At 63.0% G+C, this 23,107-nt stretch carries 22 protein-coding genes; 12 read left to right on the top strand and 10 right to left on the bottom strand.

The window, feature by feature from the left end; translation table 11 throughout:
• Positions 1 to 6: 6 nt before the first annotated feature.
• The gene (locus GS429_RS11385; protein WP_160065478.1) at positions 7 to 423 is read right to left on the bottom strand and encodes an Hsp20/alpha crystallin family protein; all 417 of its coding nucleotides are present in this window, start codon (positions 421 to 423) and stop codon (positions 7 to 9) included.
• Between the two features lie 60 nt (positions 424 to 483).
• On the bottom strand, positions 484 to 939 hold the full coding sequence (locus tag GS429_RS11390; protein WP_160065479.1) for a peroxiredoxin: 456 nt from the start codon (positions 937 to 939) through the stop codon (positions 484 to 486).
• A gap of 118 nt (positions 940 to 1,057) precedes the next feature.
• Between GS429_RS11390 and GS429_RS11395 the strand changes: the two genes are divergently transcribed.
• Positions 1,058 to 2,185, top strand: a complete 1,128-nt coding sequence (locus tag GS429_RS11395; RefSeq protein WP_160065480.1) for a site-2 protease family protein — start codon at positions 1,058 to 1,060, stop codon at positions 2,183 to 2,185.
• Between the two features lie 88 nt (positions 2,186 to 2,273).
• On the opposite strand, the gene pheA is transcribed toward GS429_RS11395, so the two are convergent.
• Together pheA and GS429_RS11405 are read right to left on the bottom strand one after the other, a co-directional pair.
• The gene (pheA, locus tag GS429_RS11400) at positions 2,274 to 3,080 is read right to left on the bottom strand and encodes a prephenate dehydratase (RefSeq protein WP_160065481.1); all 807 of its coding nucleotides are present in this window, start codon (positions 3,078 to 3,080) and stop codon (positions 2,274 to 2,276) included.
• Between the two features lie 65 nt (positions 3,081 to 3,145).
• A complete protein-coding gene (locus tag GS429_RS11405; protein ID WP_160065482.1) occupies positions 3,146 to 3,511 on the bottom strand; it encodes a group I truncated hemoglobin in 366 nt (121 codons plus the stop codon).
• A 332-nt stretch (positions 3,512 to 3,843) separates the two neighbouring features.
• On the opposite strand from GS429_RS11405, the gene hemC reads away from it, so the two are divergent.
• From hemC to recJ, 5 genes are all read left to right on the top strand, one after another.
• A complete protein-coding gene (gene hemC, locus GS429_RS11410; RefSeq protein WP_160065483.1) occupies positions 3,844 to 4,986 on the top strand; it encodes a hydroxymethylbilane synthase in 1,143 nt (380 codons plus the stop codon).
• A 13-nt stretch (positions 4,987 to 4,999) separates the two neighbouring features.
• A complete protein-coding gene (cobA, locus tag GS429_RS11415) occupies positions 5,000 to 5,800 on the top strand; it encodes a uroporphyrinogen-III C-methyltransferase (protein ID WP_160065484.1) in 801 nt (266 codons plus the stop codon).
• A 12-nt stretch (positions 5,801 to 5,812) separates the two neighbouring features.
• The gene (locus GS429_RS11420; RefSeq protein WP_160065485.1) at positions 5,813 to 6,556 is read left to right on the top strand and encodes a uroporphyrinogen-III synthase; all 744 of its coding nucleotides are present in this window, start codon (positions 5,813 to 5,815) and stop codon (positions 6,554 to 6,556) included.
• A gap of 131 nt (positions 6,557 to 6,687) precedes the next feature.
• The gene (locus GS429_RS11425) at positions 6,688 to 7,059 is read left to right on the top strand and encodes a hypothetical protein (protein WP_328821359.1); all 372 of its coding nucleotides are present in this window, start codon (positions 6,688 to 6,690) and stop codon (positions 7,057 to 7,059) included.
• 116 nt (positions 7,060 to 7,175) lie between these two features.
• A complete protein-coding gene (gene recJ / locus GS429_RS11430) occupies positions 7,176 to 8,645 on the top strand; it encodes a RecJ family nuclease (protein WP_160065486.1) in 1,470 nt (489 codons plus the stop codon).
• 54 nt (positions 8,646 to 8,699) lie between these two features.
• On the opposite strand, the gene GS429_RS11435 is transcribed toward recJ, so the two are convergent.
• Positions 8,700 to 9,455 carry a PHP-associated domain-containing protein gene (locus GS429_RS11435; RefSeq protein WP_160065487.1) on the bottom strand — a complete coding sequence of 252 codons (756 nt, stop codon included), beginning with the start codon at positions 9,453 to 9,455 and terminating at the stop codon, positions 8,700 to 8,702.
• A gap of 1,020 nt (positions 9,456 to 10,475) precedes the next feature.
• Complete coding sequence (locus GS429_RS11440; RefSeq protein ID WP_160065488.1) at positions 10,476 to 10,859, bottom strand: hypothetical protein; 384 nt, start codon at positions 10,857 to 10,859, stop codon at positions 10,476 to 10,478.
• A gap of 163 nt (positions 10,860 to 11,022) precedes the next feature.
• On the opposite strand from GS429_RS11440, the gene GS429_RS11445 reads away from it, so the two are divergent.
• Positions 11,023 to 11,340 (top strand): DUF5783 family protein, encoded by a 318-nt coding sequence (locus GS429_RS11445; protein WP_160065489.1) that lies wholly within the window; start codon positions 11,023 to 11,025, stop codon positions 11,338 to 11,340.
• 95 nt (positions 11,341 to 11,435) lie between these two features.
• Entirely contained in the window at positions 11,436 to 11,801 is a 366-nt protein-coding gene (locus GS429_RS11450) for a NifU family protein (RefSeq protein ID WP_160065490.1), read from the top strand.
• A 52-nt stretch (positions 11,802 to 11,853) separates the two neighbouring features.
• Here the strand turns inward: GS429_RS11450 and GS429_RS11455 are convergent, their stop codons facing one another.
• Entirely contained in the window at positions 11,854 to 12,762 is a 909-nt protein-coding gene (locus tag GS429_RS11455) for a ketopantoate reductase family protein (RefSeq protein WP_160065491.1), read from the bottom strand.
• Positions 12,681 to 13,040, bottom strand: coding sequence for a DUF7130 family rubredoxin-like protein (locus GS429_RS22670; protein WP_425438201.1), 360 nt, complete (start codon positions 13,038 to 13,040; stop codon positions 12,681 to 12,683). Before GS429_RS22670 ends, GS429_RS11455 begins: the two co-directional genes overlap by 82 nt.
• 646 nt (positions 13,041 to 13,686) lie before the next feature.
• On the opposite strand from GS429_RS22670, the gene GS429_RS11465 reads away from it, so the two are divergent.
• Complete coding sequence (locus GS429_RS11465) at positions 13,687 to 14,592, top strand: alpha/beta fold hydrolase (RefSeq protein WP_160065493.1); 906 nt, start codon at positions 13,687 to 13,689, stop codon at positions 14,590 to 14,592.
• 187 nt (positions 14,593 to 14,779) lie between these two features.
• On the opposite strand, the gene GS429_RS11470 is transcribed toward GS429_RS11465, so the two are convergent.
• Positions 14,780 to 18,508 (bottom strand): DNA polymerase II large subunit, encoded by a 3,729-nt coding sequence (locus GS429_RS11470; protein ID WP_160065494.1) that lies wholly within the window; start codon positions 18,506 to 18,508, stop codon positions 14,780 to 14,782.
• Position 18,509: 1 nt separating this feature from the next.
• The gene (locus GS429_RS11475; RefSeq protein ID WP_160065495.1) at positions 18,510 to 18,929 is read right to left on the bottom strand and encodes a PPC domain-containing DNA-binding protein; all 420 of its coding nucleotides are present in this window, start codon (positions 18,927 to 18,929) and stop codon (positions 18,510 to 18,512) included.
• 399 nt (positions 18,930 to 19,328) lie between these two features.
• Here GS429_RS11475 and GS429_RS11480 point away from each other — a divergent pair, with 399 nt between their 5' ends.
• From GS429_RS11480 to GS429_RS11490, 3 genes are all read left to right on the top strand, one after another.
• Positions 19,329 to 20,936 carry an ABC transporter substrate-binding protein gene (locus tag GS429_RS11480; protein ID WP_160065496.1) on the top strand — a complete coding sequence of 536 codons (1,608 nt, stop codon included), beginning with the start codon at positions 19,329 to 19,331 and terminating at the stop codon, positions 20,934 to 20,936.
• Positions 20,937 to 21,064: 128 nt separating this feature from the next.
• A complete protein-coding gene (locus GS429_RS11485; RefSeq protein WP_160065497.1) occupies positions 21,065 to 22,063 on the top strand; it encodes an ABC transporter permease in 999 nt (332 codons plus the stop codon).
• 20 nt (positions 22,064 to 22,083) lie between these two features.
• Entirely contained in the window at positions 22,084 to 23,106 is a 1,023-nt protein-coding gene (locus GS429_RS11490; RefSeq protein WP_160065498.1) for an ABC transporter permease, read from the top strand.
• Position 23,107 lies beyond the last annotated feature (1 nt).

The raw sequence follows: 23,107 nt of genomic DNA on the forward strand, positions 1-23,107 counted from the left end.
GACTCGTTACTCGATATCGATCTCCCTCGAGTCGTCGCTGCCGGCGACTTTCGGGAGTCGAACCGTCAACACGCCCTCGTCGTAGCCGGCCGACACCGCCTCTTCCTCGACCGGCTCCGGCAGACGAATCCGCCGGTTCGCCGAGGTTCGGGTCCGTTCCCGGCGGAGATAGCGCCCCTCCGCGTACTCCTCGTCCTCGCGGCCGGCCTCGAGGCGCAAGGTTCCTTCCGAGAGGGTGAGGTCGATGTCGTCGGTCTCGTAGCCCGGTAAATCGGCGGTGACGAGGTACTCCTCGCCGGTGTCGACGACGTCGACCGGAACCGATCCCGGGACCTGCAGTCCGCCGCTGGTCATTCCCGATTCGACCTGCTGGCTGACGCGGTCGAGCATTGCCTCGATATCCTCGAACGGATTTCCTCGCATAGTCGCCGCTACGCCCTCGAACGGGATAAATTCTGCCCGCGACTCGAGGTCAGAAGAAAGTCACTCGGGCAGCGATACCAACCCGTCCTCGAGCGCGTCGAACAAGACGTCGCGCGCGTGGCCGTCCGGATCGACGTTCTCGTAGACCGCCTTCACCTCGCCGTCGGCGAGGACGAAGGTCGTCCGCGCGGTCGTTCCACCCTGTACGTCGACGCCGAACGCCGCGGCGAGTTCGGCCTCCGGATCGGCCAGCAGGTCGAACTCGAGGCCCTCCTGTTCGCAAAACGCGTCGTGGGAGTCCACGTCGTCGGTCGAGACGCCGTAGACGTCCACGCCCGCATCCGCGTAGCTCTCGCGCTCGCGCTGGAACTGATTGGCCTCGATCGTACAGCCTGGGGTGTCGTCTTTCGGGTAGAAGTAGAGGACGGTCGGATCGTCGAACTCGAGGGTGATTTCCTCGCCGTTCTGGTTCGGTGCGGTCACGGTCGGCGCGTCGGTGCCTTCCTCGAGGGTCATGGGCGGGTGTACCGCGGGGATGCTGAAAACCGTTTGCGATACGATCGAATCGTCTCGACTCCCCTCCGGGTCGTCGTATTCAGCAACACCTAACAGTCCGGTATCTGTGGGTTGATCTATGAATTACACGGTCCTTCGCGTCTGGGGTATCCCGATCCGGTTGAATATCTCGCTGTTCGTCTTTCTCCCGATCCTCGCGTGGCTCATCGGCAGCGGCGAACAGCTGGCGGCGTACGCGACGCTCATCAACAGCATGACGCCGGCGACGGTCGAAGCCGCACAGCTCACCGACGCCGATCGGTGGATCATCGGCACCGCCGCCGCCATCGGGCTGTTCGCGAGCGTCACGTTACACGAACTGGGTCACGCCTGGGCGGCCATGCGCTACGACATCGAGGTCGAGTCGATCACGCTCTGGATTCTCGGCGGCCTGGCGAGCCTGACCGAGATGCCAAAGGAGTGGAACCGCGAGTTCTGGATCGCGGTCGCCGGTCCCGTCACGAGCCTCCTCGTCGGAGCTGTCTGTCTCGCCGCGCTCTTCGTGGTTCCCGAGTCGGCCACGCTCGTCGTCTTTGCTCTCGGGCTGCTCGCCGTGATGAACGTTGTGCTGGCGATTTTCAACATGCTCCCGGCGTTTCCGATGGACGGCGGCCGTGTGCTTCGAGCCGTCCTCGCCCGCAACCGCTCGTACGTCAGCGCCACACGGACGGCCGCCCGTGCCGGGATCGCGTTTGCGATCGTGTTCATCTTCCTGGGCGTGGTCGTCGCATTCAGTCCGGTTCTCGTGCTGGTGGCCCTGTTCATCTATATCGGTGCGACAACCGAATCCCGCACCGTCGTCATCGCCGAACTGCTCTCGGGGTTCAGCGTCAGCGATCTGGTTAGCCAGTCCGAGACGGTGCCGGCCGACGCGACCGCCGAAACCATACTCGCTCGCCTGCTCAGTGCCCGCCGGACGAATCTGGCCGTCGTCGACAAGAGCGGCACGGTCGTCGGCGCGATCACCGCGTCCGCGCTACGCGATATCCGACCCGCGGAGTACGAGACCACGACCGTCGGCGAAATCGCGACGACCGACCTTCCACGAATCGACGGCGAAACGAGCGCGTTCGACGCGCTTCAGGAACTTCGAAGCGGCCGATCGGAGGCCGTCCTCGTCGAGCGAGACGGGGTTCCAATCGGACTGGTCTCACAGGAAGATTTCACCGCGGTCCTCAATTTCCGCCGCGACACCGTCGCGTTCTGAGCACCCCGGTCGGCGGCCGTTCGTTACCGGTCGAAAACGGAGCGACTCGACGCGCTTCTGGCTAAATAACCAGTCTTCGCTACAACTGTTATCCGACCACGTGTTCGGTATCGTACGACCCCAGCCGACGGACCCAGCCCTTCTCCGCCAGGTCCTCGAGATCCTCGATCGCTTCCTTCGTCCGGGCCTCGTACAGTCCTGCCTCGATGTCGACGTGGAAGACGTAGTCACCCAGCCGCTGACCGCTCGGCCGGGACTCGACGCGCGTCAGGTTGATATCTCGATCCGCGAAGGGCTCGAGCAGTTCGAGCAGCAGGCCGGGGTAGTTCGCGTTCGGATAGACCACGAGCGAACTCTTGCCGCCCCCTTTCGAACGCGCTTCGGCGGGCGCGAGCGCGAAGAACCGCGTCGCGTTGGAATCCTGGTCCTGAATGTCCTCGGCGATCACCTCGAGACCGTCGCCACCGTTGTCGGGGTGACCGATGCCCGCCATCGACGGATCGTCGCGGGCGAATTCGACGCCCTGAGCGGTGCTCGCGACGGCTTCGAGCGTAGCGTCGGGATACTCGCGCTCGAGGTAGGAGCGACACTGTGCGAGCGCCTGCGAGTGGCTGGCAACGGTGTCGAACTCCGGACCCTGAGCGATCAGGGCGTGTCTGATCGGGGTGACGATTTCTCGGACGACGGCGACGTCGTACTCCGCGAGGGCGTCGAGGCTTTCGGTGACGCTGCCCTCGATACTGTTCTCGATCGGGATGACGCCGCGGTCGTACTCGCCGCCGGCAACGGCGTCGACGATCGAGGTCACGGACTGACGGAACTCGACCGCGTCGTCGACTGCCGTCGCTGCTCGATGTGAGTAGGTTCCTTCGGGACCCAACGTAACTGCAGTCATTGGCAGGTGATAGCGTGGACGGGGCCAAAATACCTCGGGTCGGTGTTAGTCTCGCGTGGATCGGCTCACGCGGTCGCCGTGACGATGTCGTCCTCGTACTCCGCGACCGCCGAGAGGACGGCGTTCCGGTCGGCTTCGTCGACGTCGAACTCCGCGAGCGTCTTCTCGAGGTGCGTGGCGATAACAGTGAAGTCCGTCCGGTTGATGCCGAGATCGTCGTGTGCGGACGCCATGTTCTCACCGGTGTAGTCGACGGGACCGCCGGCGACCGCGCTGATGAACTGCGTCTGGTGGGCCCGTTGTTTTTGCATGTCGACGTCGTCGAAGAAGTGGGAAACTCGTTCGTCCGCCACAATTCGTTCGTAGAATCGGTCGACAACCGCCGCAATCGCGTCCTCGCCGCCGAGTCGTTCGTAGAGAGTGTCGCTCATCCGCCTGCGGCTACCGGCCCGACGCACATAAACAACAGTTCGAATATATTCGCTGCGATCAGACTCGGCTGCGGTCGGTCGCGTCGATAGCGGGGAACCGGTCCGTCGGATCCGTCGGATCCCTCGTACTGGTCCGGCCCGTTCAGTCCGCCCAAGTCGTCAATCTGTCCGATCCGTCCAATCTATCCGATCCGTCCGACCGCTCGATCCAGCCGACCCGTTCAACCCGCCCACTCGCCACCCCACTCCGTCCCCCAGCCGGTAATGTCATCGAAACGGACCCGCGCCGGTCAAGCGTGCGCTTTTCATACTCCAAGCGACGACTGATGGCTATGAGAACACGCGGGACGTTGCGATTGGCGACGCGGGGCTCTACGCTCGCCCGACGACAGGCCTCACTGGTACAGGAGGCCCTCAAGGACCGACGGTACGAAGCCGAACTCGTCACCGTCGAGACGACGGGCGACCAGATCAGAGACGAGCTAATCCACCGGCTGGGAAAGACCGGCGCGTTCGTCCGCGAACTCGACGAGCGCGTCCTCGAGGGCGACCTCGACGGCGCGATCCACTCGATGAAGGACATGCCGACGGAGCAGCCACAGGAACTGATCACCGCGGCGGTGCCGGAACGGGGCGCGCCGGGCGACGCCCTCGTCACGCCCGACGGGTCGACGCTCGAGGAACTCCCCGACGGCGCGACCGTCGGCACCTCGAGTCTCCGACGGCGCGCGCAGTTGCTCTCGGAGCGCCCCAATCTCGAAATCGAACCGCTGCGCGGGAACGTGGATACGCGCCTCGAGAAGCTACTCGCGCCCGCGTTACAGGCCGAGCATCAGGAGCGCACGGAGGCCGATAAGGAACGCAAGGGTAACACCGGCGACGAGGATTTCGAACCCGAGTTCGACCGGACGGCCGACGAGTGGTTCGACGGCCTTTCGGAACTCGAGAAGCAGGCCCTCGGCCGCGAGGTCGAGACCGAGTACGATGCGATCGTCCTCGCACAGGCGGGCCTCGAGCGCAGCGGGTTAGAACACTACGTTGAGTACCAGGAACTGCCCACGTCGACGTTCGTCCCCGCGCCGGGCCAGGGTGCGCTCGCGGTGACGGCGACCGACGGCGAGACGGCCCGGGAGATTCAGTCCGCGATCGACCACCCCCGCAGTCGCGTCGAGACGACGGTCGAACGGAGCATTCTCGCGGAACTCGGCGGCGGCTGTATCGCCCCGGTCGGCATCTACGCGGTGCTTCAGGGCGAGTACGTTCACGCCAGCGTCACCGTCTTCGACCGCGACGGCAAGGAGTCGGTGACCGGGAGCCGCGATCTGCCGGTCGAAACCCACGCCGAAGCCGCACGGGAGTTTGCCCGCGACCTGTCCGAGCGCGGTGCGGCCACGCTCATCGAACGGGCGCGGGACGACGCCGACGGGACCGACAATACTGACGTTGCCGAGGATGATAAGCCGATGGGGAAGTAGCGATCAGACGGAGATGGCTGAAGACACTATCGACCCCGCTCCCGGAACCGTCTATCTCGTCGGGAGCGGACCCGGTGATCCCGATCTGCTGACCATCAAAGCCAAGCGCCTGCTCGAAACCGCTGACATCGTGCTCCACGACAAGCTACCGGGGCCGGAAATCATCGAACTGCTTCCCGCAGGTCGCCGCGAAGACGTCGGAAAACGCGCACACGGCGACAATCGAACACCCCAGTCCGAGATCAACGAGCGGTTAGTCGAACTCGCCCGCGAGGGTAACTCCGTCGTTCGGCTCAAAGGCGGCGACTCGTTCGTCTTCGGCCGCGGCGGCGAAGAGGCCGAGTATCTCGCCGCTCGCGACGTCCCGTTCGAGGTGGTTCCGGCCGTTACGTCCGCCATCGCTGCACCCGCGGTAGCCGGCATTCCGGTGACCCACCGCGATCACGCCTCTTCCGTTTCGTTCGTCACGGGCCACGAAGATCCGAACAAACCGGAGTCGACCGTCGACTGGGAGGCCCTCGCAGCGACTGGTGGAACCATCGTCGTCCTCATGGGAGTCACTCGGTTACCCGATTACACGAGAGCGCTCCGCGACGCCGGGATGCGACCCGAAACGCCCGTCGCGCTCGTCGAACGCGGTACCTGGCCCACCCAACAGGTCGGCACGGGCACGCTCGAAACGATCGTCGACGTTCGCGACGAGAACGGCATTTCGCCACCCGCCGTGACGGTAATCGGCGACGTCGCCGGGACCCGCGACTCGGTCGTCGAGTTCCTTCGGAACGATTACGGCGACGCCGGCGAAGGTAGCTAACGAGAGCGAACGATGCACGGAACACCCACGGTCGCCGTCTTCCGACCCGACGACGACCGACTCACTGACGCCGTCGCCCTGCTCGAAGACCTCGGAGCCGACCCCGTCCCGGACCCGATGCTCGCGGTCGACGCGACCGGCGCGACGCCGCGAACCGACGCCGACTACGTCGTCTTCACGAGCAAGACCGGCGCAGAACTCGTCTCCGAAGCGGGCTGGCAACCGGGCGCGGAAACCGTCTGTGCGATCGGTCCTGCGACGGCCGATGCGCTCCGTGCCGAAGGGTACGCCGTCGATCTCGTTCCCGAGGAGTTCACCTCGAGCGGTCTGGTCGCCGCACTCGACGGGCGGATCGACGGCGCGCGCGTCGAAGTCGCCCGCAGCGACCACGGCAGCGACGTGTTACTCGACGGGTTCGAAGATGCAGGCGCGTACGTCCACGAGACGGTTCTCTACCGGCTGGTTCGGCCGGCTGGCAGCGGCAAGTCGACCGAGTTAGCCGCCGAAGGTAGCCTCGATGCTCTCTGTTTCACCTCCTCTCTCACCGTCGAGCACTTCCTCGAGGCCGCCGCCGAGCGAGGGATCCGCGAGGACGCGCTGGCGGGCCTTGCAGACGCTACCGTCGGGGTCATCGGCGATCCGACCGCCGAGACCGCCCGGTCCCTAGGGATCGACGTCGACGTGGTTCCCGACGACGCCACGTTCGATGCACTCGCCCGCGAGACGTTCGCGACCGTCCCGACGCCTCGCGAGTGAACGGCCTCCACTTCGTCTCTCACGAAGTATCTACGGAACACGGTTGAAACCGCGGCGAAAGCGCGTGTGAGTCGCTCGCAACTGGAGGTCGCAAGGTCAACACGTACGCTCGTCGGACGCCTAGACGGCCCGTGGCAGTAGAATCAGTCCTCGAGAACAAACTGGATCCGCCGGGAACTGTCAGATTGCGAGTAGCCTTTCTCCTCCTCTGGGGTATCGACGTGATCGCCGCGACGCTGTTCTTTCTCGTTCCGTACGCCACCGAACTCAACCCCGTCACCGTCTTCTTCTACGGACTGTTCGGATTACCCGGCGTCGCGCTTGCAGCGACCGGATACGCCCTGATCGTCGTCGCGATCGGTCACGTGCTCCCGGAACCGCTGGACAGTCGCTTCGTCGCGGTCGTCGTGCTCATGTACGTGCTGTTCGCAGCGAACAATATCCCCCTGCTGCTGTACGCCGAATCGCTGCCGGAACTGCTCGCAACCCACGGCTACCTCTGAACGCCACTACACACCCGATCGCCGGCCGAGTCGGCGATCAGTGTGGCACCCGATCGGTTGGTCACACGAGGACCAGACCGCACCTTTATCAGCGAAGGCGGCCCAACCACACCTCGATGGCTGGGCCGATTCCCGATCTCGAAGACCGTGCGACTCGCTGTGCACAGCGATTGTGCGAGGCCGATCGCGTCCTGCTCGCCTCCCACATCGACGCCGACGGACTAACCAGCGCCGCGATCGCCTCGAGCGCGCTCGAGCGGGCTGGAATTCCCTTCGAGACGGTCTTCGAGAAACAGCTCGACGAGGCGGCGGTCGCCGATATCGCGGCGACCGACTACGACACTGTCCTCTTTACAGACTTCGGGAGCGGCCAGCTCGACGTGATCGGCGACCGCGAGGACGCCGGCGATTTCACCCCCGTCATCGCGGACCACCACCAGCCCGCCGATCGAGAAACCGAATACCACCTCAACCCGCTCCTGTTCGGCATCAACGGTGCCTCAGAGCTTTCGGGAGCCGGCGCGAGTTACGTGCTCGCCCGAGCACTGGCGACCGTTGCGGACAACCGGACGGCCCGGTCCGTCGCGACCGACGGCGGGACGACTGCCGCCGCCCGAGCGGACAACCGCGACCTCGCGGCCCTCGCCGTCGTCGGCGCCGTCGGCGACATGCAGGCCTCGGGCGGCGAACTCCACGGCGCGAACGCAAAAATCGTCGAAGAAGGCGTCGACGCCGGCGTCATCGAGACCGGCAAAGATCTCGCACTCTACGGGAAACAGACCCGTCCGCTACCGAAACTCCTCGAGTACGCCACCGACGTCCACATTCCCGGTATCTCGAACGACCAACAGGGTGCGCTGCGATTTCTCGATGGCCTCGACCTCGAGTTGAAACGCGACGGCGAGTGGCGGCGCTGGTCCGGACTGACGAACGACGAGAAACAAACCGTCGCCAGCGCGCTCGTCAAACGGGCGGTCTCGAGCGGCGTCCCCGCGAAAAAGATCGACCAACTCGTCAGCACTGCCTACGTCCTTCCCGAGGAGCCGGTCGGGACCGAACTCCGGGATGCCAGCGAGTTCTCGACGCTGCTCAACGCGACCGCCCGCTACGAACGGGCCGACGTCGGTCTCGGCGTCTGCCTCGGCGATCGAACGGACGCCCTCGAGCGCGCCCGAAAACTGCTCCGGGAGCACCGCCGCAACCTTTCGGAAGGAATCGATCTCGTGACGCGCGAAGGCGTCACTCACGCGGACAACCTGCAGTGGTTCCACGCCGGCGACCGGATCCGGGAGACCATCGTGGGCATTGTCGCCGGAATGGCGATGGGCAACGCGGGGATCAGTCGGTCGAAGCCGATCATCGCCTTCGCGGAGAAAAACGACGACGAGGTCAAAGTCTCGGCTCGGGGCACGCACAACCTCGTCCGGAAGGGGCTCGACCTCTCCGCCGTGATGGGAGACGCCTCGCGCGTCGTCGGCGGTGACGGTGGCGGCCACGACGTTGCTGCCGGTGCGACGGTACCGACAGGCGAAGAGGAAGCGTTCGTCGAACGCGCCGACGAAATCCTCGGCGAGCAACTTTCCTGATTAGTCGATAGTCGATAGTCGGTAATCGGTAATCGGATACCCGGATACGAACCGCTATCCCGACCGATCCATCGACGCCGGAACCGTCGGCAGCAGCGGCGCACGCGAGGTCAGCAGATACGTCGACTTCCGAACCGCACCTTTGGCGTACTGAACCGTGCTCTTGTGAATCGGCGTGCGCTTACCGCGAATCTGCGTTCGACCCTCGAGAATGGCTTCGACGAGTTCGTCGCCGTCGATATCGGCCTTGGTCGGGTTTTCGGCGTCGGGTTCGACGAGAATCTCGGTGTAGGCCTTGCCGACGTTCGGAAGGTAGTGAGCGTCGCTCGCGCCGATTTCGGGATAGTCGCGGCGGCGAGCGAACGTGCGAGCGCGCCGATTCCGGTACCCGGTAAAGACCATCGAGTTGTAGGTCTCGATCGCATCGGCGTCTTTGATGCGTCGTTTGCGGACGCCGTGGCGGCTGCGTTGGAAGGGGTGGGGAACGATCGCGATTCCGCCGAGTTCACGGACGGTTTCGACCGTCTCCATGAACGGCTGTCCGGGATCCGGACGTTCCTCGACACCGATTGCCAGCAGGTGGCCGTGCCGGGTCGAGACCTCGACACCGGGGATACCGACCAGGCCGTACTCGGGGGCGAGGGCTGCAGCACGTAATGACTCGCTGATTTCGTCGTGATCGGTGATAACGACCCCATCGAGGCCGATATCCGCCGCATGCTCGAGAACGAGTTCGATCGGTTCGTGACCGTCGTAGGAGTCGTCTGAGTGGACGTGGAAGTCGATAGCGAAGGGGATCTGAGATGTCATAGGACGATCGGAGAGCTTCCGGTACCCCCTCTTCTTCGGAATCAAGTATAAGCGCTCCGCCACCGAGCGAAGACGACGGAAAGGTTGCTATTCCGTATCGCAATATGTGATTTATAGGATTAGATTCCGGAGATGTCGTCGGTCACTGCCAGCCCAGAAGTATCGAGATTGGACGATTCGAGCGAGTAGGTCCGGGAGTGAAGCAGCCGAGAGATACCGAGCGGTCGTCTTGCACCCATTCGAGGCAATCATCGATTAGTGCGAGGGGAAAGTCGGACCCAGAAGAGGTGAATCTCGGTATCACGAACTGGTGCGTTCTCCGGCGTAGATCAGTGCGCCGAAAACAAACCGAGCACCGTGTCGGCTAACGGAGACGGTTCGGCATCGAGCTACGGGAGATAGTCTGCGGTATTCGAACGAGCACCTTCGACAACACAGTTGAGAATCCGACGCATCTCGGAGGCTGTGAGTGAAAAACGTATTCGCCACGTCAGTTCTCACGGCCGACGTTGTCGACTGTGATAGTTCGATCATCGAGGGCCGGCCGACGTACGGTTGATCGATATCGCGGATAGTGGTCGATAGTGACTCCCGACCGTCACTGGCCATCCGACCACTGGATGGCGTTGTGACCGGTGTGCGATGAGGTTCGAGAGCGACAATAGAATCCACTGCCGATCCGATCGGGAGACTGCAGTCCCGCCCCGATCACATATCGCGAGTGGCGAGTACATTCGTCGTATCCGTGATGAGCAAGCCGTTCAACACGGTGAATGACGTCGAACTATCGGACGAGTTCGGCGTGTATCAGATCCTGAACGCGATCAAGTACCATCGATGGAAGACTGCTGGATCCGTTGTGGTCCATAAACCACATTTGCGTACGGACGAATAACGGCCGCTGCGCGGCTACTCGCTGTGTGAGAGCAGCGCTCCAGTCTCGAGCGCGAAGAGAGCAATACACCACATACCACTATATAGAATGGGGCGGGCGAGGTGAAAACGACGAGTCACACCGTACTACGGCGCTGGCTCGTCGTCGGGAACGGCGTCCGAAAACCGAATTCGGTCGAGGGTCGCCTCCATCTCGATTGGATCGGCCGGTTGGTCAACGGACTCGTGGATTCGGTGCATACACTCGAGCAATCCATCGACGGCGGCTCGCCGAGTCGAGACCCGACCGATGGACTCGACAATGGCTCGGTCGCCGAGCGAATATCGATATCGGAGTTCCCAGCAGTGACTGAGGCCGAGTCCCGGATGCGACCGGTCTGCAGACCGGTCGGCGATGAGTTCGATCGGTGGCTGGCTGTGACGGTACGCGAACTTGCCGTCACAGCAGGCAACGGGCCCCCATTTTGGCGGCAGCGCCTCGCGTGGAATGGGGGGATGATCGAGGGACATATGCAGTGCTCAGGACCGACGCATGAGTGTTGGTTCCGCTTGCGTACGCGTCGTCCGTATATAGGAGATGCCTACCGAGACAGGTGGTTGATACGTTTAATCGGTTGTTACCGCCGAGCGGTCGATCGTCCGACTTTTGTCGTCGCTCATCGTCGATACGGGTATGGCCGACTTCGACCCCGAGAAATTCGAAGACAAGTACGCCAACTACTTTCCCGAACTCCAACAGGCGTACAAGAACGCGTTCAATCGGATGAACGACCGGTACGACTCCGAGCTCGTACACGCGATCGATCAACAGGTGTTGAACGAAAGCGAACCGTTTTACGAGGGTGACGGCGAGTTCCGAATCGAACTTCCCGACGATCCCCACGGCCGGGTAACCGGCGTCCTCGTCGAGGAAGATCGGTTCGAAGAGGTCCTCGAGATCCACGTCGAAGAGATCGAAACCGAACTGCGGCGTGTCTTCGGCTTCGCATAATCGACACGGGACACCCGTCGGACGCGTGCCGGAGGTGTCGACAGCCGAACATGGATGACGGAAGGTTTAGGGGGGCTGATACCCAATGCAGTTCTATGAGCACCGAGACCCAGAACGACGGAGACGATCTCGAAGACCGCGTCGCGAACTTCCTGCGACGGAACTTCCCGCAGATTCAGATGCACGGCGGCAGCGCTGCGATTCAGGACCTCGACCGTGAGAGCGGTGAGGTCACCATCGCACTCGGCGGCGCCTGCAGCGGCTGCGGTATCTCCCCGATGACGATTCAGGCGATCAAGAGCCGAATGGTCAAAGAAATTCCCGAAATCGAAAAAGTCAACGCCCACACCGGCGCCGAGGGCGGCGACGACATGGGCGGCGGCATGAGCCCGTCGTTCCCCGGCGAAACCGTCGACGACGACGGCGCTGAAACGGACGAAGGCCCCGAAGCTCCGTTCTAACTCGACATCGTCTCCGGCGGCGTTGATTGTTGTTTTCGACACCGGACAGCTGTTACTCTCGAAGGCCACGACCACGTTCCCACGTCCGAACGAGCGATGCCAGCAGCCGGTTCGTCGGTACCTCGAGTTCGCGTTCGGCCGCTCGGTCGACCACGTAGCCGTTGATCGCGTCGATTTCGGTCCGTCGGGCTGCGAGAACGTCCTGGTGCATCGAAGACGTGTTCCCCGCCGTCGCAGCCGCGACGTCTTCCATCGCGTCGAGAGCCGTACGATTCGAGAGCCTCACGTCGACGGCGCGAGCGACCCGTGCCGTTTCTCTCGTCGCAGTCCGGGCGAGGTCGTTCGTGTCGGCCTCGAGAACCGCACCGTTCTCGGTCCTCGTCAGCGCCGTCACCGCGTTGATTCCGGCGTTGACTGCGAGTTTCTCCCAGAGTCGCCGCGGCATGTCCGCGGCGACGGTCGTCTCAAGGCCCGCCGAGGCGAACAGGTCCCCGATCCGGTCGGCGTGGGCGGAGGGGCCGCCGGTTCGTGCGCCGAGGACGATCTCACCGATACCCGTACACTCGACGACTCCCGGATCTCGCAGGATTGCGCCGTAGGAAGCGGTTCCGGCAAGAATCGGGCACTCGAGTCGGGCCGCGAGCGCCTCCTCGTTCCCCATGCCGTTCTGGAGTGAGAGAACGGACCCGTACGACCCCGTTTCGAGCACCTCGGCCGCGGCTGCCGTGTCGAACGATTTGACCGTGACGATCGCGAGGTCGGCCTCGAGTCCGCGACCGTCGGTCGTCGCGGCCGGGTCGACGGTCGCCTCGAGTTTGCCGACCAGTTCGAGGCCCGATTCGGCGACAGCGTCGGCATGGGCGTCGCGAGCGACGAGCGTTACCTCGTTGGAAGAGTCACGCGCGAGTATCCCGCCGACGAGGCTGCCGAGGCTGCCGGCTCCGAAGACCACGATATCCATGGCTGTAGCTTGCAGTGAGGCGACCGTAATAAAAGCGGTTTTCGGCCCAGTCCTCGTTCAGTAGGAGAGGTTTCGCGTACGGTCCCGCAGAACGAACAGCTGTCGGGCAGGTCGCTATGAAGTCCGCCCATCTCTCCGCACTCGAGACAACGCCATATCACGTGCGCTTCACCGAACTCGTCGCCGCATCGAACGTGCTCGATGCTCAGTCTCTCGAGACCGTCCCGGAGCGTGACGTGGAACCCCTCCTCGTCGAAGCCGCGGATACGGCCGATCATCGCTGCCTTCCGCGTAGACTGCCGTTCGAACTCGGGATGCGGCTGGTCGTGTTCTGTATCCTTAGTGATGAATAACGCCCTCAGAGGCAAGAACGGTAGTGCGATGCTCGAGGCGGGTGAATTATATCGCTGTGAGACTGTACAGATATGCAGTAAACAGTGCGTAAATCAATAGCCGCGATATAGAATCCTGTTCCTCGCACCCCACTCGTCGAGACGGCGTGAGTATTGTACTCGAGTGTAGTTACTTACCTCGGAAGTTCTTCCGCGAAAACGCCGTTGAACACCCGGTATTCGGCCAGTTCGCGAGCGTCTGTCGGCCGTCGTTCGCAAAACCACCAGCAGACGAGTATATGTGAGTGGTACACACGGTAATAGAAAACGATATAACATCCCCATCCAGATACCAGAGAGTGAGAGTTAGTAGCACACCTGGTTCGCCCGATAGTGCGCTTCCGGTCGAATCACACTGTCTCGAGTTCGTGAGCGTCAGCAGTGGCCCGGCTACTGCTGGGGAAAAGGCCGACACCGTTCCGGCGCAACCGGCAGTTATGAAGCGTCGCTCGACTCGTTTCGACAGTCCCCTCCAGCCGACTGCGACTACTGAACCGCTTCGAAACAAGCCCAGCGACGGCGTATCCGTGCCATGACGGGAACCGGTATCGCCACCGTCGGCGACTGCCGAATCGCCTATCGGCGGGCGGGAACGAGCGGCCCACCCGTCGTGCTCTGTCACGGCGCGGGAATCGACGACGCGACGGTTTCGTGGCGACACACCATCGACGCCCTCGCGGACGACTACCGGGTCTACGGGATCGACTGGCCGGAGTACGGAAACAGCACCGGAGACGTGACCCACACCCTCGAGACGTACGTCGACGTCCTCGAGGGGTTCCTCAAGACGATTCCGGAAGAACGCGTCTCGCTCGCCGGGATTTCGATGGGCGGCGGCGTCGCGCTGGGCTACGCCCTCGAGCATCCCGACCGCGTCGAACAGCTCGCGCTGGTCGACAGCTACGGGCTCGGTGACCGACTACCGAACGCGTTGCCCTGGAAACTCCTGTCACAGGTCCCCGGAATGACCGAGTTTGGGAAAATCGCCGCCAGCACCTCCACCAAGAGTGTCCGAATGGTCCTCGACAGTCTCGTTGCGGACGCCGACGACCTCCCCGACCCGTTCGTCGAGGACGTCAGGCAGAAGCTCATGGAACCGGGCTCGATCCAGGCGTTCAAGGAGTTTCAGGGGAACGAACTCTCCTTCGACGGCCGCGTCGAGACGAACTTCGTCGACGATCTCGAGACGCTATCCGTTCCGACGTTACTCGTCCACGGCAAGGAAGACCCGCTGGTTCCCGTCGAGTGGTCGATGCGAGCGGCGGACCGGATTCCGGACGCTGAACTGGATCTGGTGGACAACTGCGGTCATTGGACCCCCCGTGAACGACCCGAGCGGTTCAACGAGCGCCTCCTGGACTGGCTGCCGGACTCCCACGCGCCACGGCCCCAGTATCCGAAAGCGGAGATTCCGGGGCTCACTCGAGCGAGCGACTGATCGGGATCGTTTGAATGTTCACCGCTACTCACCGTGAGTGAGCCCTCAGGGCGAACGAGCGGGCCGACGACTGATGTGGAGACCGCGGATCGGCCGGAACGGAGGAAGGAGTGCTTCTGGTGGAGGGTTTGCGGAGGGACACCGCGACGGCGATTCGCCGTCGCGGGAGACTGTAGCGAAAAAGCTCCTACATGAAGTCCTCGATCCCGCTCTGCTTGTTCTTGTCGTTCTCGAAGATACTCTCGAGCGATTTCTCGAGCACTTCTAGCCGCTGTTTCGTGTAGGGGCGACAATCGTACTCATCGGCGACCTGGATCGCGGTCTGCATGTACTTGTTGACCGACCCCTTGTGGACGGTGAGGTTAACGCGGCCGCCGCATTCCCGGCAGTCGCCGGTCAGGGGCATCCGGCGGAACTTCTCGCCGCAGTCGAGACAGCGGGTCTCCTGCCGGGCGAACGCCCGCAGGTTCCCGATCAGGTCCGGCAGGAAGTGGTACTCGATAACCCGCTCGGCCACGTCAGTTTCGTCGACGGCCTCGAGTTTGCGCGAGAGCTCGAGCTGGGCGTCCATCTTGTCCATCATCGAGCCCAGCGTCTTGTAGGCGGAGAGATCGGGGCCCATCGCGATGTCGGTGGTGTCGTGGGTATGCTCGAAACCAGCGTACTCCCCGTCGGTGCCAAGGGTATCCTCACCGATCTGGATGTCGACGGACTCGGGATCGGCCTGCTCGAGGGTCGCGAGATAGAACTCGCGGGGGTACTGCGAGGCGATGTCCATGTTGTGGGCCTCGTCGTCGATTTCGGAGGGGTCGATCCGAGAGGACATGACCAAGGGCGCGTCCATCTTCCCGCCCCGTTGATCTGGCAAGAAACTGGTACTAAAGTTCAATAACCCGTCCATAAGGAGCATAACGCAATCTTCGTCACCGTCACAATTCCTGCGTTTTGCGGCGTGAAAGTACGGATGTGCATATCCGACAGCCGCACTCGTGAAACCGATCACCCTCCCGACAGTTGCTGCGCTCGTGTGTGGCGCCATCCCGAACACCAACTCGCCGACCAGTTCCTGTCGGTCGTCGATCTCGTAGTACGGCTCGAGGCCGTAGTACTGCTCGAGCAGGTCGTCGATGAAGTCGGCGGTCTGCATCATGTGCTCGGCTGCACCATCCGAGAGCACGATATCCTGGACTTTGAGTTCGACCAGTTGGTCCTCGTGGGTCAGCGGATCGCCGTGGATGTCTTCCTCGTAGCCGAGCGCCTGTAGTTGGCCGACGTCGATATCGAGTTCGGCGGCCCGGACCGACGTCACGGGAAGGTCAGTCATATCGTAGCGGACGGTGCCGTCTTTAAACGAGGAGACGTCGTGTTTCGCCCGGAGCACACCTTTCTCGATCGGTTCGGGGATTTTGGTCGCCGAAGACAGCCCTTTAACGCCTTTCAGAATCTCGAAGGCGTTCTCGCGTTCGCCGACCGACTCGAGGGCGTTGCGGTACTCCTCGTGGACGTCGATTTCGCGGTTCTCGACGCAGGTGGCCTCGCGCTCACAGTGGTCACACTCGACGCGACCGGCCTCGTCGGGCTCGATCCGCGAGTCGCAGTCGGGACAGCGATAGTCGGGAGTCGTCCGCGAGTTGCAGTCCGGACAGCGGTTCTTAAAGGTCTCCGTCTCGCAGTCGGGACAGCGCTGGCGGCCGATCTGGACCTCGACGACGCCGGGGGTGTCCTGCATCGTCTCGGCGTGTTTGGCGGCGTCGGCGACGTTGCGCTGTGCGCCGCCGGCCTCGCCGATCGGGAACAGGGTGTGGACCGGCGGGCTCAGGTCGCGGCGTTCGGACTTTTCGGGGCGGCCCATCCGGTTGCCGACCCGGGTCGGTGCGCGTTCGCGGACCGTAAACGGAGCGACCTCGTTGACCGCCTCGATGGCGTTGTCGCCGTCCGTTTCGTGGCCCCACATCCGAGCGCGTTCGGAGAGGTCATCGTCGGTCCAGGTGCGCTCGAGTTCGATGGTGGGGGCCGACTCCCGGCGTTCCGTCTGCTCGCCCGTCTGCTCGTCCGCGTCGGGATCAGCACCGGCATCGGTATCCCGATCGGACTCCAGCGCAGCACCGTCGGTAACCGCCCGTCGCGGTTCGCAGCCGACCGTCCGGACGAACGGCCGCCAGTCGTCGATCTCGATCCGGTTCTCGTCAGGCCGCTGGCGGTGTTCGATGATGATCGTCTCGAGGGCGTCTCGAGTCGCGTCGCTGTACTCGAGGACGAGCGTGCCGTCGTTGTCGTCAGCGTCATTAGAACTGCTCTCGTTCTCGATCCAGCCCCCCGAGACCGCGTCGGCGAGGTCACAGAACGCTTCGACCGAGATATCGTGCCAGAGGTAGGTGTACTGGGGATGGAGCGGCGCGTCGTACTCGAGGGCCCACTCGAGGGCGGTCTCGGCGTCGGGGAACTCCTGATCGATCCGCGGGTCGTCCTCGAGTGCCTGCGCGTCCGCGCCAGCGTCGTCCATGTCCTGAATCCACCATTCGTAGACGTAGGAGGCCGGTGCGAGCGGGTGGTTGTTCTCGACGAACTCACCGTAGTTGACCAGATACTCGCCGGTATCGAGGATCTTCTCGACGCCGTTTCTGATCTCGAGGGCCTCCTCCGGGTCGTCGATCCGGCGCACGTCGCCGTTTGCCAGTTTGACCGTGGGGCCGTCGATGCTGTCGACGGGGATGATCCCGTGGGCTTTCCCCGGTCGTTCGGTCTTGATCTGGGTCCCCGTCGCGAGGAAGTCGTCGACCAGATGCATCGTCGCGGGATGGATCCCGCCGGTCGCGAACCCGTGGTTACGCGCGCGGCCGTACCGGAGTCGGAACCCACCCTCGGCGCTGGGATGGGAGAAGACCGGACGGCCGGCGATCAGATCTCGGAGGAACTTCGTCGACGGGTCGGCCCGCGGTGGACCGCCCGTCCCGTCGTCGGAGTCGCCGTCTTCGCCGTCGGCTGCCCCACCGTCGTTCTCGTCCGCGTCCGCGTCTGCTTTCGCATCGTCGTCCCCGTCCTCAGTTCCGTCGCCCGCTGTGTCCCCCTCGTCGTCGGCGTAGTTGCCGTCGATCAGGTCCTGCAGCCACGGCCAGTCGATCTCGTCAAGATTTCGCGTGTAACGCTGGATTTTCGGAGCCTTGAGCGCGATTCCCTCCGCGAGGACGAGACACATCCCGCCGCGGGCGCTGTTGGTGTCGACGCGCTCTAGGTCGCGAAAGCCGGAGACTTCCTCGTCGCCCGTCGCCTCTCCGTCGAGCATGATCGGGAGGTGTTTGGCGATGAACTTGGCCTCCTTCGCCTTCGGCGTGTACTGGAGTCCGGTCTCCTTGTCGTAGAGACCGATCTCCTCGGCGTAGCGTTCGATCTCGTCGGTTCGAGCGTTGTACTGTTCGATTCCGACCAAAGCGCGCGTGTAGTCGGCCACGAGGACGGACAGCGCCTGTGCCGTCCCGCCGGCCGATCGGATCGGCCCGGCGTAGTAGACGTTGATGAACTCGGTCCCGTCGTCGTTCTCGAGGATTTCGACCCTGTCGATCCCCTCGATGGGCGCGGCGACAACACCCTCGGTAAGCAGAGCGACTGCGGTTCGGACCGCCCCTTCGACCTTGCCCGCTTTCGTTTCGTAGTCGCCGACTCTGCCTTCCGCGAAGTCCTTCGCGAGTTCGAGCGCAGCCTCCTCGCGGGACATCTGGCCCTCGAGTTCGCGGACCCGTTCGGCGACGCCGTCGATGCCGAGAATGTTCTCGACGCGGTCGGCCATGTCCTTGGCGACCGGAATCTCGACCTCGGAGTCGGGATCAGCGCCGCGCTCTTTGGCTCGTTCGGCGACGTCGAACGCCTCGTCTAACTCGGACTCGAGACGCTGGAAGTACCGTTTGTCTTCCTCCCGCATATCAGAGCCAGAGATCGAGTTCGGTCGATTCGTCGTACTCGCGTTCGAGACCCTCCTCGAAGACCCGCATGTAGACCTCGCCGGCCCAGACGGTTGCTTCGTTCAGATGGCCTGCAAGGGCGTTCCCGTCGGGATCCGAGAGAACGGCGTGAGTGTGGGCAAAGCGCTCGTCATCCAGCCAGGAGACGTTGCCGACGCAGCTTGCGACCTCGAGTGGCTCGTCGAACTCGATGGCCTCGTACGTGCAGTCGTCCTGATCGTAAAACCAGCATTCGGCATCCTGGACAGCCCCGAGACCCTGAAACCAGGCCGCGTCGGCCTCGACCTCGCGGGCGAGTGACTCGATCTCGGCCCGCCAGTCGGCACCAGTCTCGAGGCGGGCGATATACTCCGCGTCCGTCTCGACCGCCCTGTAGTTCATACTGTGCCATCACGGGGGCGATGACAAAAATGCCACTGGTCTTCGATCCAGAGGCTGGCGACCGAGCTGTTTCCGAATCAGATTAGTAATTGCTATCACACATTCACTCACTGCTGTACTGTCCTGTGCAATTGAATACACATCAGTAGTTTTGCGGACAAATAGGGCCTCATATCGATGCCGTCGAGAGCGTCGTCGCGCGGTTTGATTGTAGGTCAGATATGAAAGGGATGTGTCAGCGTAGCTATTCATTTAGTATCTCATATAGTTAAAATAGATGTATCTTTAATAGTTGTTTGTGAAAGAGTCAATATTTGTCCGATTAGGAATGCGGTAAAATCTGCTTTCGATCTGTAGCCCCCTGCTACCAATATACCACGGGTGGCATTGTTTATCGAGATGGTACACGACCAGCTCACCGCCACACGACGGCGGTTACTTGCATCAGGTGCAGCGGTCAGTGCAGGCATGGTTGCGGGGTGCATTGGTGGGGACAATGGCGCCGGACCCGACGGACAACACCTCCTGTATACGCAGGAAGTGAATCCGGAGGGCGACTTCGATCCAATCGTCTCCAACGACGCCTACAGCGCGCAAATCATCCACCAGGTCTACGACGGCCTGTACGAGTACGACTACGACCTCGAGCTCCAGCCCAAACTCGCCGCGGGCGAGCCCGAAGAGGAGGAAGACGGCGAACGATACATCATCGAAATCGTCGACGACGCGGAGTTCCACAACGGTGACCCCGTCACCGCCGAGGACGTCGCCCACTCGTTTACCGCACCCGTCGAAGAGGACACCGACAACCGGCCGGAGTACGACTTCATCGACGTGGACGGAACGGAGGCTATCGACGAGCACACGGTCCAGATCGATCTCGAACATCCCTACGGGCCGTTCGAAACTCTCACGGTGGCGACGTACGTCGTCAACGAGTCGGTACGAACCGACGATCCGGACGACTACAACACGAACCCCGTCGGCTCCGGCCCGTTCACGTTCGACGACTGGACGTCCGACGAGTTCGTCGAACTCGAGGCATGGGACGACTACTGGGGCGACCCACAGCCCGAACTCGAGTCGGTCCGGTTCGAGGCGGCCGAAGACGACGCCGGCCGCGTCTCACAGATTCTCGCGGGCGACACGGACGCGATCGCGACCGTCCCGCCGGAAGACTGGGACCAGATCGACGGCGAGGAGGGGATCGACGTCCACCGGACCGAGAGCCCGTCCTACATGTACGTCGCGTTCAACTGCAACGAAGGGGAGACGACCGATCCCGAGGTGCGACGGGGGATCGCCCACGCGTTCTCGATGAGCGAGTTCGTCGACGCGAACCTCGGCGACGGCGGAACGCCGATAGCCTCTCCGATTCCGCCGATCGTCAACGAGATCTGGGACTTCCCGACGGACGACTGGGACGAAGCCACACCGGACTACGATCCAGACGAAGCCGAGGAGTTACTCGAGTCGGGGCTGGACGATCCCGACGACTGGAATCCGACCATCATCGTCCCGCCGGACGACGTGCGCATCGCGCTGGGCGAACTGATCGCGTCACGACTGGACGAACTTGGCTACGACGCCGAAGTCCAGAGCCTCGACTTCGCGACGCTGACTGACACGTACATCTCGGGCGACGCGGACGACTACGAGATGTACATCCTCGGTTGGACCGGCGGCCCCGATCCCGACGTTTACCTCTACAACCTGTTCCACGAGGACAACGCCGGCGTCACCCAGGGGCACTTCTACGAGGGAAGCGACGACTTCCACGATACGATCTCCGAGGCGCGACAGACGGCCGATCAGGACGAGCGTCGCGAGATGTATATCGACGTCATCGACGAAATCGTCGAGGAGCTTCCAGCGATGGCCGCTTACTCCGAGCACAACACGATCGCGACCCAGGACTACGTCACCGACATGCAGCCGCATCCGAACGTCTCGTACAATCCGGAACTCGTCTCCGACGACAACAACGTCGGCATCGACGAGGAGTAGGCGTCGAGACGCCATCGCCTCCTTTCGGATGCGATCGAAACCGGAACCGACTGGATCACCGAACCGAACGGCGCCAACGGACGCCTCACAGGATGACGATACTGACACTGTAATCGAGACGAACGCACATGGGACTGCTTCGATACACGATTTACCGACTGCTCCAGGCGATTCCCGTCCTGATCGGAATCTCCATCATCACGTTCGTGCTGGCAAATCTGGCACCGGGCGACCCCGTCAGACTCATGTTACAGGGCCAGCAAGCCGACGAGGAACTCATCAGGACGATCGAACAACGCTACGGGCTCGATCAGCCGCTGCACGTCCGGTACTGGAACTACATGACCGGACTCGTCCAGGGCGATCTGGGCTACAGCATCCACCGCAGGCGGCCCGTCTCCGATCTCATGCTCGAGCGGGCCGGTCCGACGCTACTGCTGGTCCTGTCAGCGTATCTCTTCGCGATTGTGACCGCGATCCCCCTCGGGATCATCGCGGCCAAACGCCGGAACGAACCGACGGACCACATCTCGCGGATCGTCGCCCTGATCGGCGTCAGCACGCCTTCGTTCTGGATCGGCATCATGCTGATCATCGTCTTCGCGGTCAGACTCGGCGTCCTTCCGTCGGCGGGACTGGTTTACCCGTGGCAACCGCCCGAAGCGGCCGGTCACGGCAGCTACCTCGAACACTGGACGGAGACGATCAGGCACCTGATACTGCCGATGATCGCGCTGGGGACGCTCCAGATGGCGACGCTGATGCGGGTCGAACGAACGCAGATGATCGAATCGTTACAGGAGGAGTACGTCAAACTCGCCCGCGCGTACGGCGTTCCGGAGCGGACGATCCTCCGAAAACACGCGTTCCGATCGGCCCAGCTACCGATCATCACCATCATCGGGCTCAACCTGTCGACGGCACTCGGGGGTGCCGTCCTGGTCGAGACCGTCTTCGCGATCAATGGGATCGGACGCCTGTTCGTCGAGGCGATCCAGCAACTCGACTACCAGTTAATCATGGGAATCACGATGGTCCTCGGGTTCATGTTCGTCGTCGGTGTCGTCATTACGGACATCTCCTACGCGTACATCGATCCGCGAGTGACCTACGGGGAGCGTGAGTGACAATGAGAGGTGCATAACAAATGGCGACGACCGAATCACAACTCGACGATCAGGAGCCGGGTGCCGCCGAAGGCGGGTCGGTCGACGAAGAGGTCGAAACGCGCGTCGGTTGGCGCTACACCCTGGCGAAGGTCAAGCGAGACGCGACCGCTCGTATCGGGCTGTACATCGTCGCGTTCGTCATCTTCATCGCGGCGTTCGCGGCGATCGATAGCAACCTCTCGCGGCTCACGTTCGACACGATGTCGGACTACACCGCCGCACAGGCGATTCCGTTCTTCGACCACCCGACGCGGATTCCGCCGCCGGGTGAAGCGCACCCGAACGAGCCACCGGTGTTCGTCGACGGCGGGTCCCTCTCCCATCCGCTGGGGACCGATCCGCAGGGACGCGACTACTTCACCCGCATCATCTACGGCTCGCAGGTGTCGGTCAGCGTCGGGCTCGCATCGACGGCGATCGGCCTGATCGGCGGAACGATAATCGGTTCGATCGCGGGCTACTACGGCGGCTGGATCGACGACCTCCTGATGCGGTCGGTCGAGACGGTGTACGCGATTCCGCCGCTCGTGCTGATCATCGTCTTCACGGTCTTCATCAGCGGAGGCAGCCCCGACATTCAGTACGCGGTGATCGGCGTCGGCATCGCCTTCATCCCGGTGTTCGCCCGGATCATCCGCAGTCGGGTGCTGTCCGTTCGGGAGATGGATTATATCGAGGCCGCACGCGCCGCGGGAGTCAAGGACCGCAACATCATCCGCAGACACGTCATTCCGAACAGCTTCGCACCCGTCATGGTGTACGCAACGCTGCAGATCGGCGTGACGATCCTGATCGTCGCCGGTCTCTCCTTCCTGGGGTACGGTGCCCAGCCGCCGACGCCCGACTGGGGTGAAATGCTCCGAATCGCTCACGGTCGGTATATGCACTCGAACATCTGGCTGTCGATCTGGCCCGGCCTGGCGATCCTCGTGACCATCATGGGGTTCAACCTGTTCGGCGACGGGCTTCAGGACGCACTCGACCCGCGGATCGAAAACTAAC

This window comes from Natronorubrum halalkaliphilum, from assembly GCF_009834785.1.
GTDB classification, from domain to species: Archaea; Halobacteriota; Halobacteria; order Halobacteriales; family Natrialbaceae; genus Natronorubrum; species Natronorubrum halalkaliphilum.

Excerpts from the sequence above, each read along its gene's own strand:
- GS429_RS11385 (WP_160065478.1), bottom strand. The coding sequence starts at position 423 with ATGCGAGGAAATCCGTTCGAGGATATCGAGGCAATGCTCGACCGCGTC.
- GS429_RS11390 (WP_160065479.1), bottom strand. The coding sequence starts at position 939 with ATGACCCTCGAGGAAGGCACCGACGCGCCGACCGTGACCGCACCGAAC.
- GS429_RS11395 (WP_160065480.1), top strand. The coding sequence starts at position 1,058 with ATGAATTACACGGTCCTTCGCGTCTGGGGTATCCCGATCCGGTTGAAT.
- pheA (WP_160065481.1), bottom strand. The coding sequence starts at position 3,080 with ATGACTGCAGTTACGTTGGGTCCCGAAGGAACCTACTCACATCGAGCA.
- GS429_RS11405 (WP_160065482.1), bottom strand. The coding sequence starts at position 3,511 with ATGAGCGACACTCTCTACGAACGACTCGGCGGCGAGGACGCGATTGCG.
- hemC (WP_160065483.1), top strand. The coding sequence starts at position 3,844 with ATGAGAACACGCGGGACGTTGCGATTGGCGACGCGGGGCTCTACGCTC.
- cobA (WP_160065484.1), top strand. The coding sequence starts at position 5,000 with ATGGCTGAAGACACTATCGACCCCGCTCCCGGAACCGTCTATCTCGTC.
- GS429_RS11420 (WP_160065485.1), top strand. The coding sequence starts at position 5,813 with ATGCACGGAACACCCACGGTCGCCGTCTTCCGACCCGACGACGACCGA.
- recJ (WP_160065486.1), top strand. The coding sequence starts at position 7,176 with ATGGCTGGGCCGATTCCCGATCTCGAAGACCGTGCGACTCGCTGTGCA.
- GS429_RS11435 (WP_160065487.1), bottom strand. The coding sequence starts at position 9,455 with ATGACATCTCAGATCCCCTTCGCTATCGACTTCCACGTCCACTCAGAC.
- GS429_RS11440 (WP_160065488.1), bottom strand. The coding sequence starts at position 10,859 with ATGTCCCTCGATCATCCCCCCATTCCACGCGAGGCGCTGCCGCCAAAA.
- GS429_RS11445 (WP_160065489.1), top strand. The coding sequence starts at position 11,023 with ATGGCCGACTTCGACCCCGAGAAATTCGAAGACAAGTACGCCAACTAC.
- GS429_RS11450 (WP_160065490.1), top strand. The coding sequence starts at position 11,436 with ATGAGCACCGAGACCCAGAACGACGGAGACGATCTCGAAGACCGCGTC.
- GS429_RS11455 (WP_160065491.1), bottom strand. The coding sequence starts at position 12,762 with ATGGATATCGTGGTCTTCGGAGCCGGCAGCCTCGGCAGCCTCGTCGGC.
- GS429_RS22670 (WP_425438201.1), bottom strand. The coding sequence starts at position 13,040 with ATGATCGGCCGTATCCGCGGCTTCGACGAGGAGGGGTTCCACGTCACG.
- GS429_RS11465 (WP_160065493.1), top strand. The coding sequence starts at position 13,687 with ATGACGGGAACCGGTATCGCCACCGTCGGCGACTGCCGAATCGCCTAT.
- GS429_RS11470 (WP_160065494.1), bottom strand. The coding sequence starts at position 18,508 with ATGCGGGAGGAAGACAAACGGTACTTCCAGCGTCTCGAGTCCGAGTTA.
- GS429_RS11475 (WP_160065495.1), bottom strand. The coding sequence starts at position 18,929 with ATGAACTACAGGGCGGTCGAGACGGACGCGGAGTATATCGCCCGCCTC.
- GS429_RS11480 (WP_160065496.1), top strand. The coding sequence starts at position 19,329 with ATGGTACACGACCAGCTCACCGCCACACGACGGCGGTTACTTGCATCA.
- GS429_RS11485 (WP_160065497.1), top strand. The coding sequence starts at position 21,065 with ATGGGACTGCTTCGATACACGATTTACCGACTGCTCCAGGCGATTCCC.
- GS429_RS11490 (WP_160065498.1), top strand. The coding sequence starts at position 22,084 with ATGGCGACGACCGAATCACAACTCGACGATCAGGAGCCGGGTGCCGCC.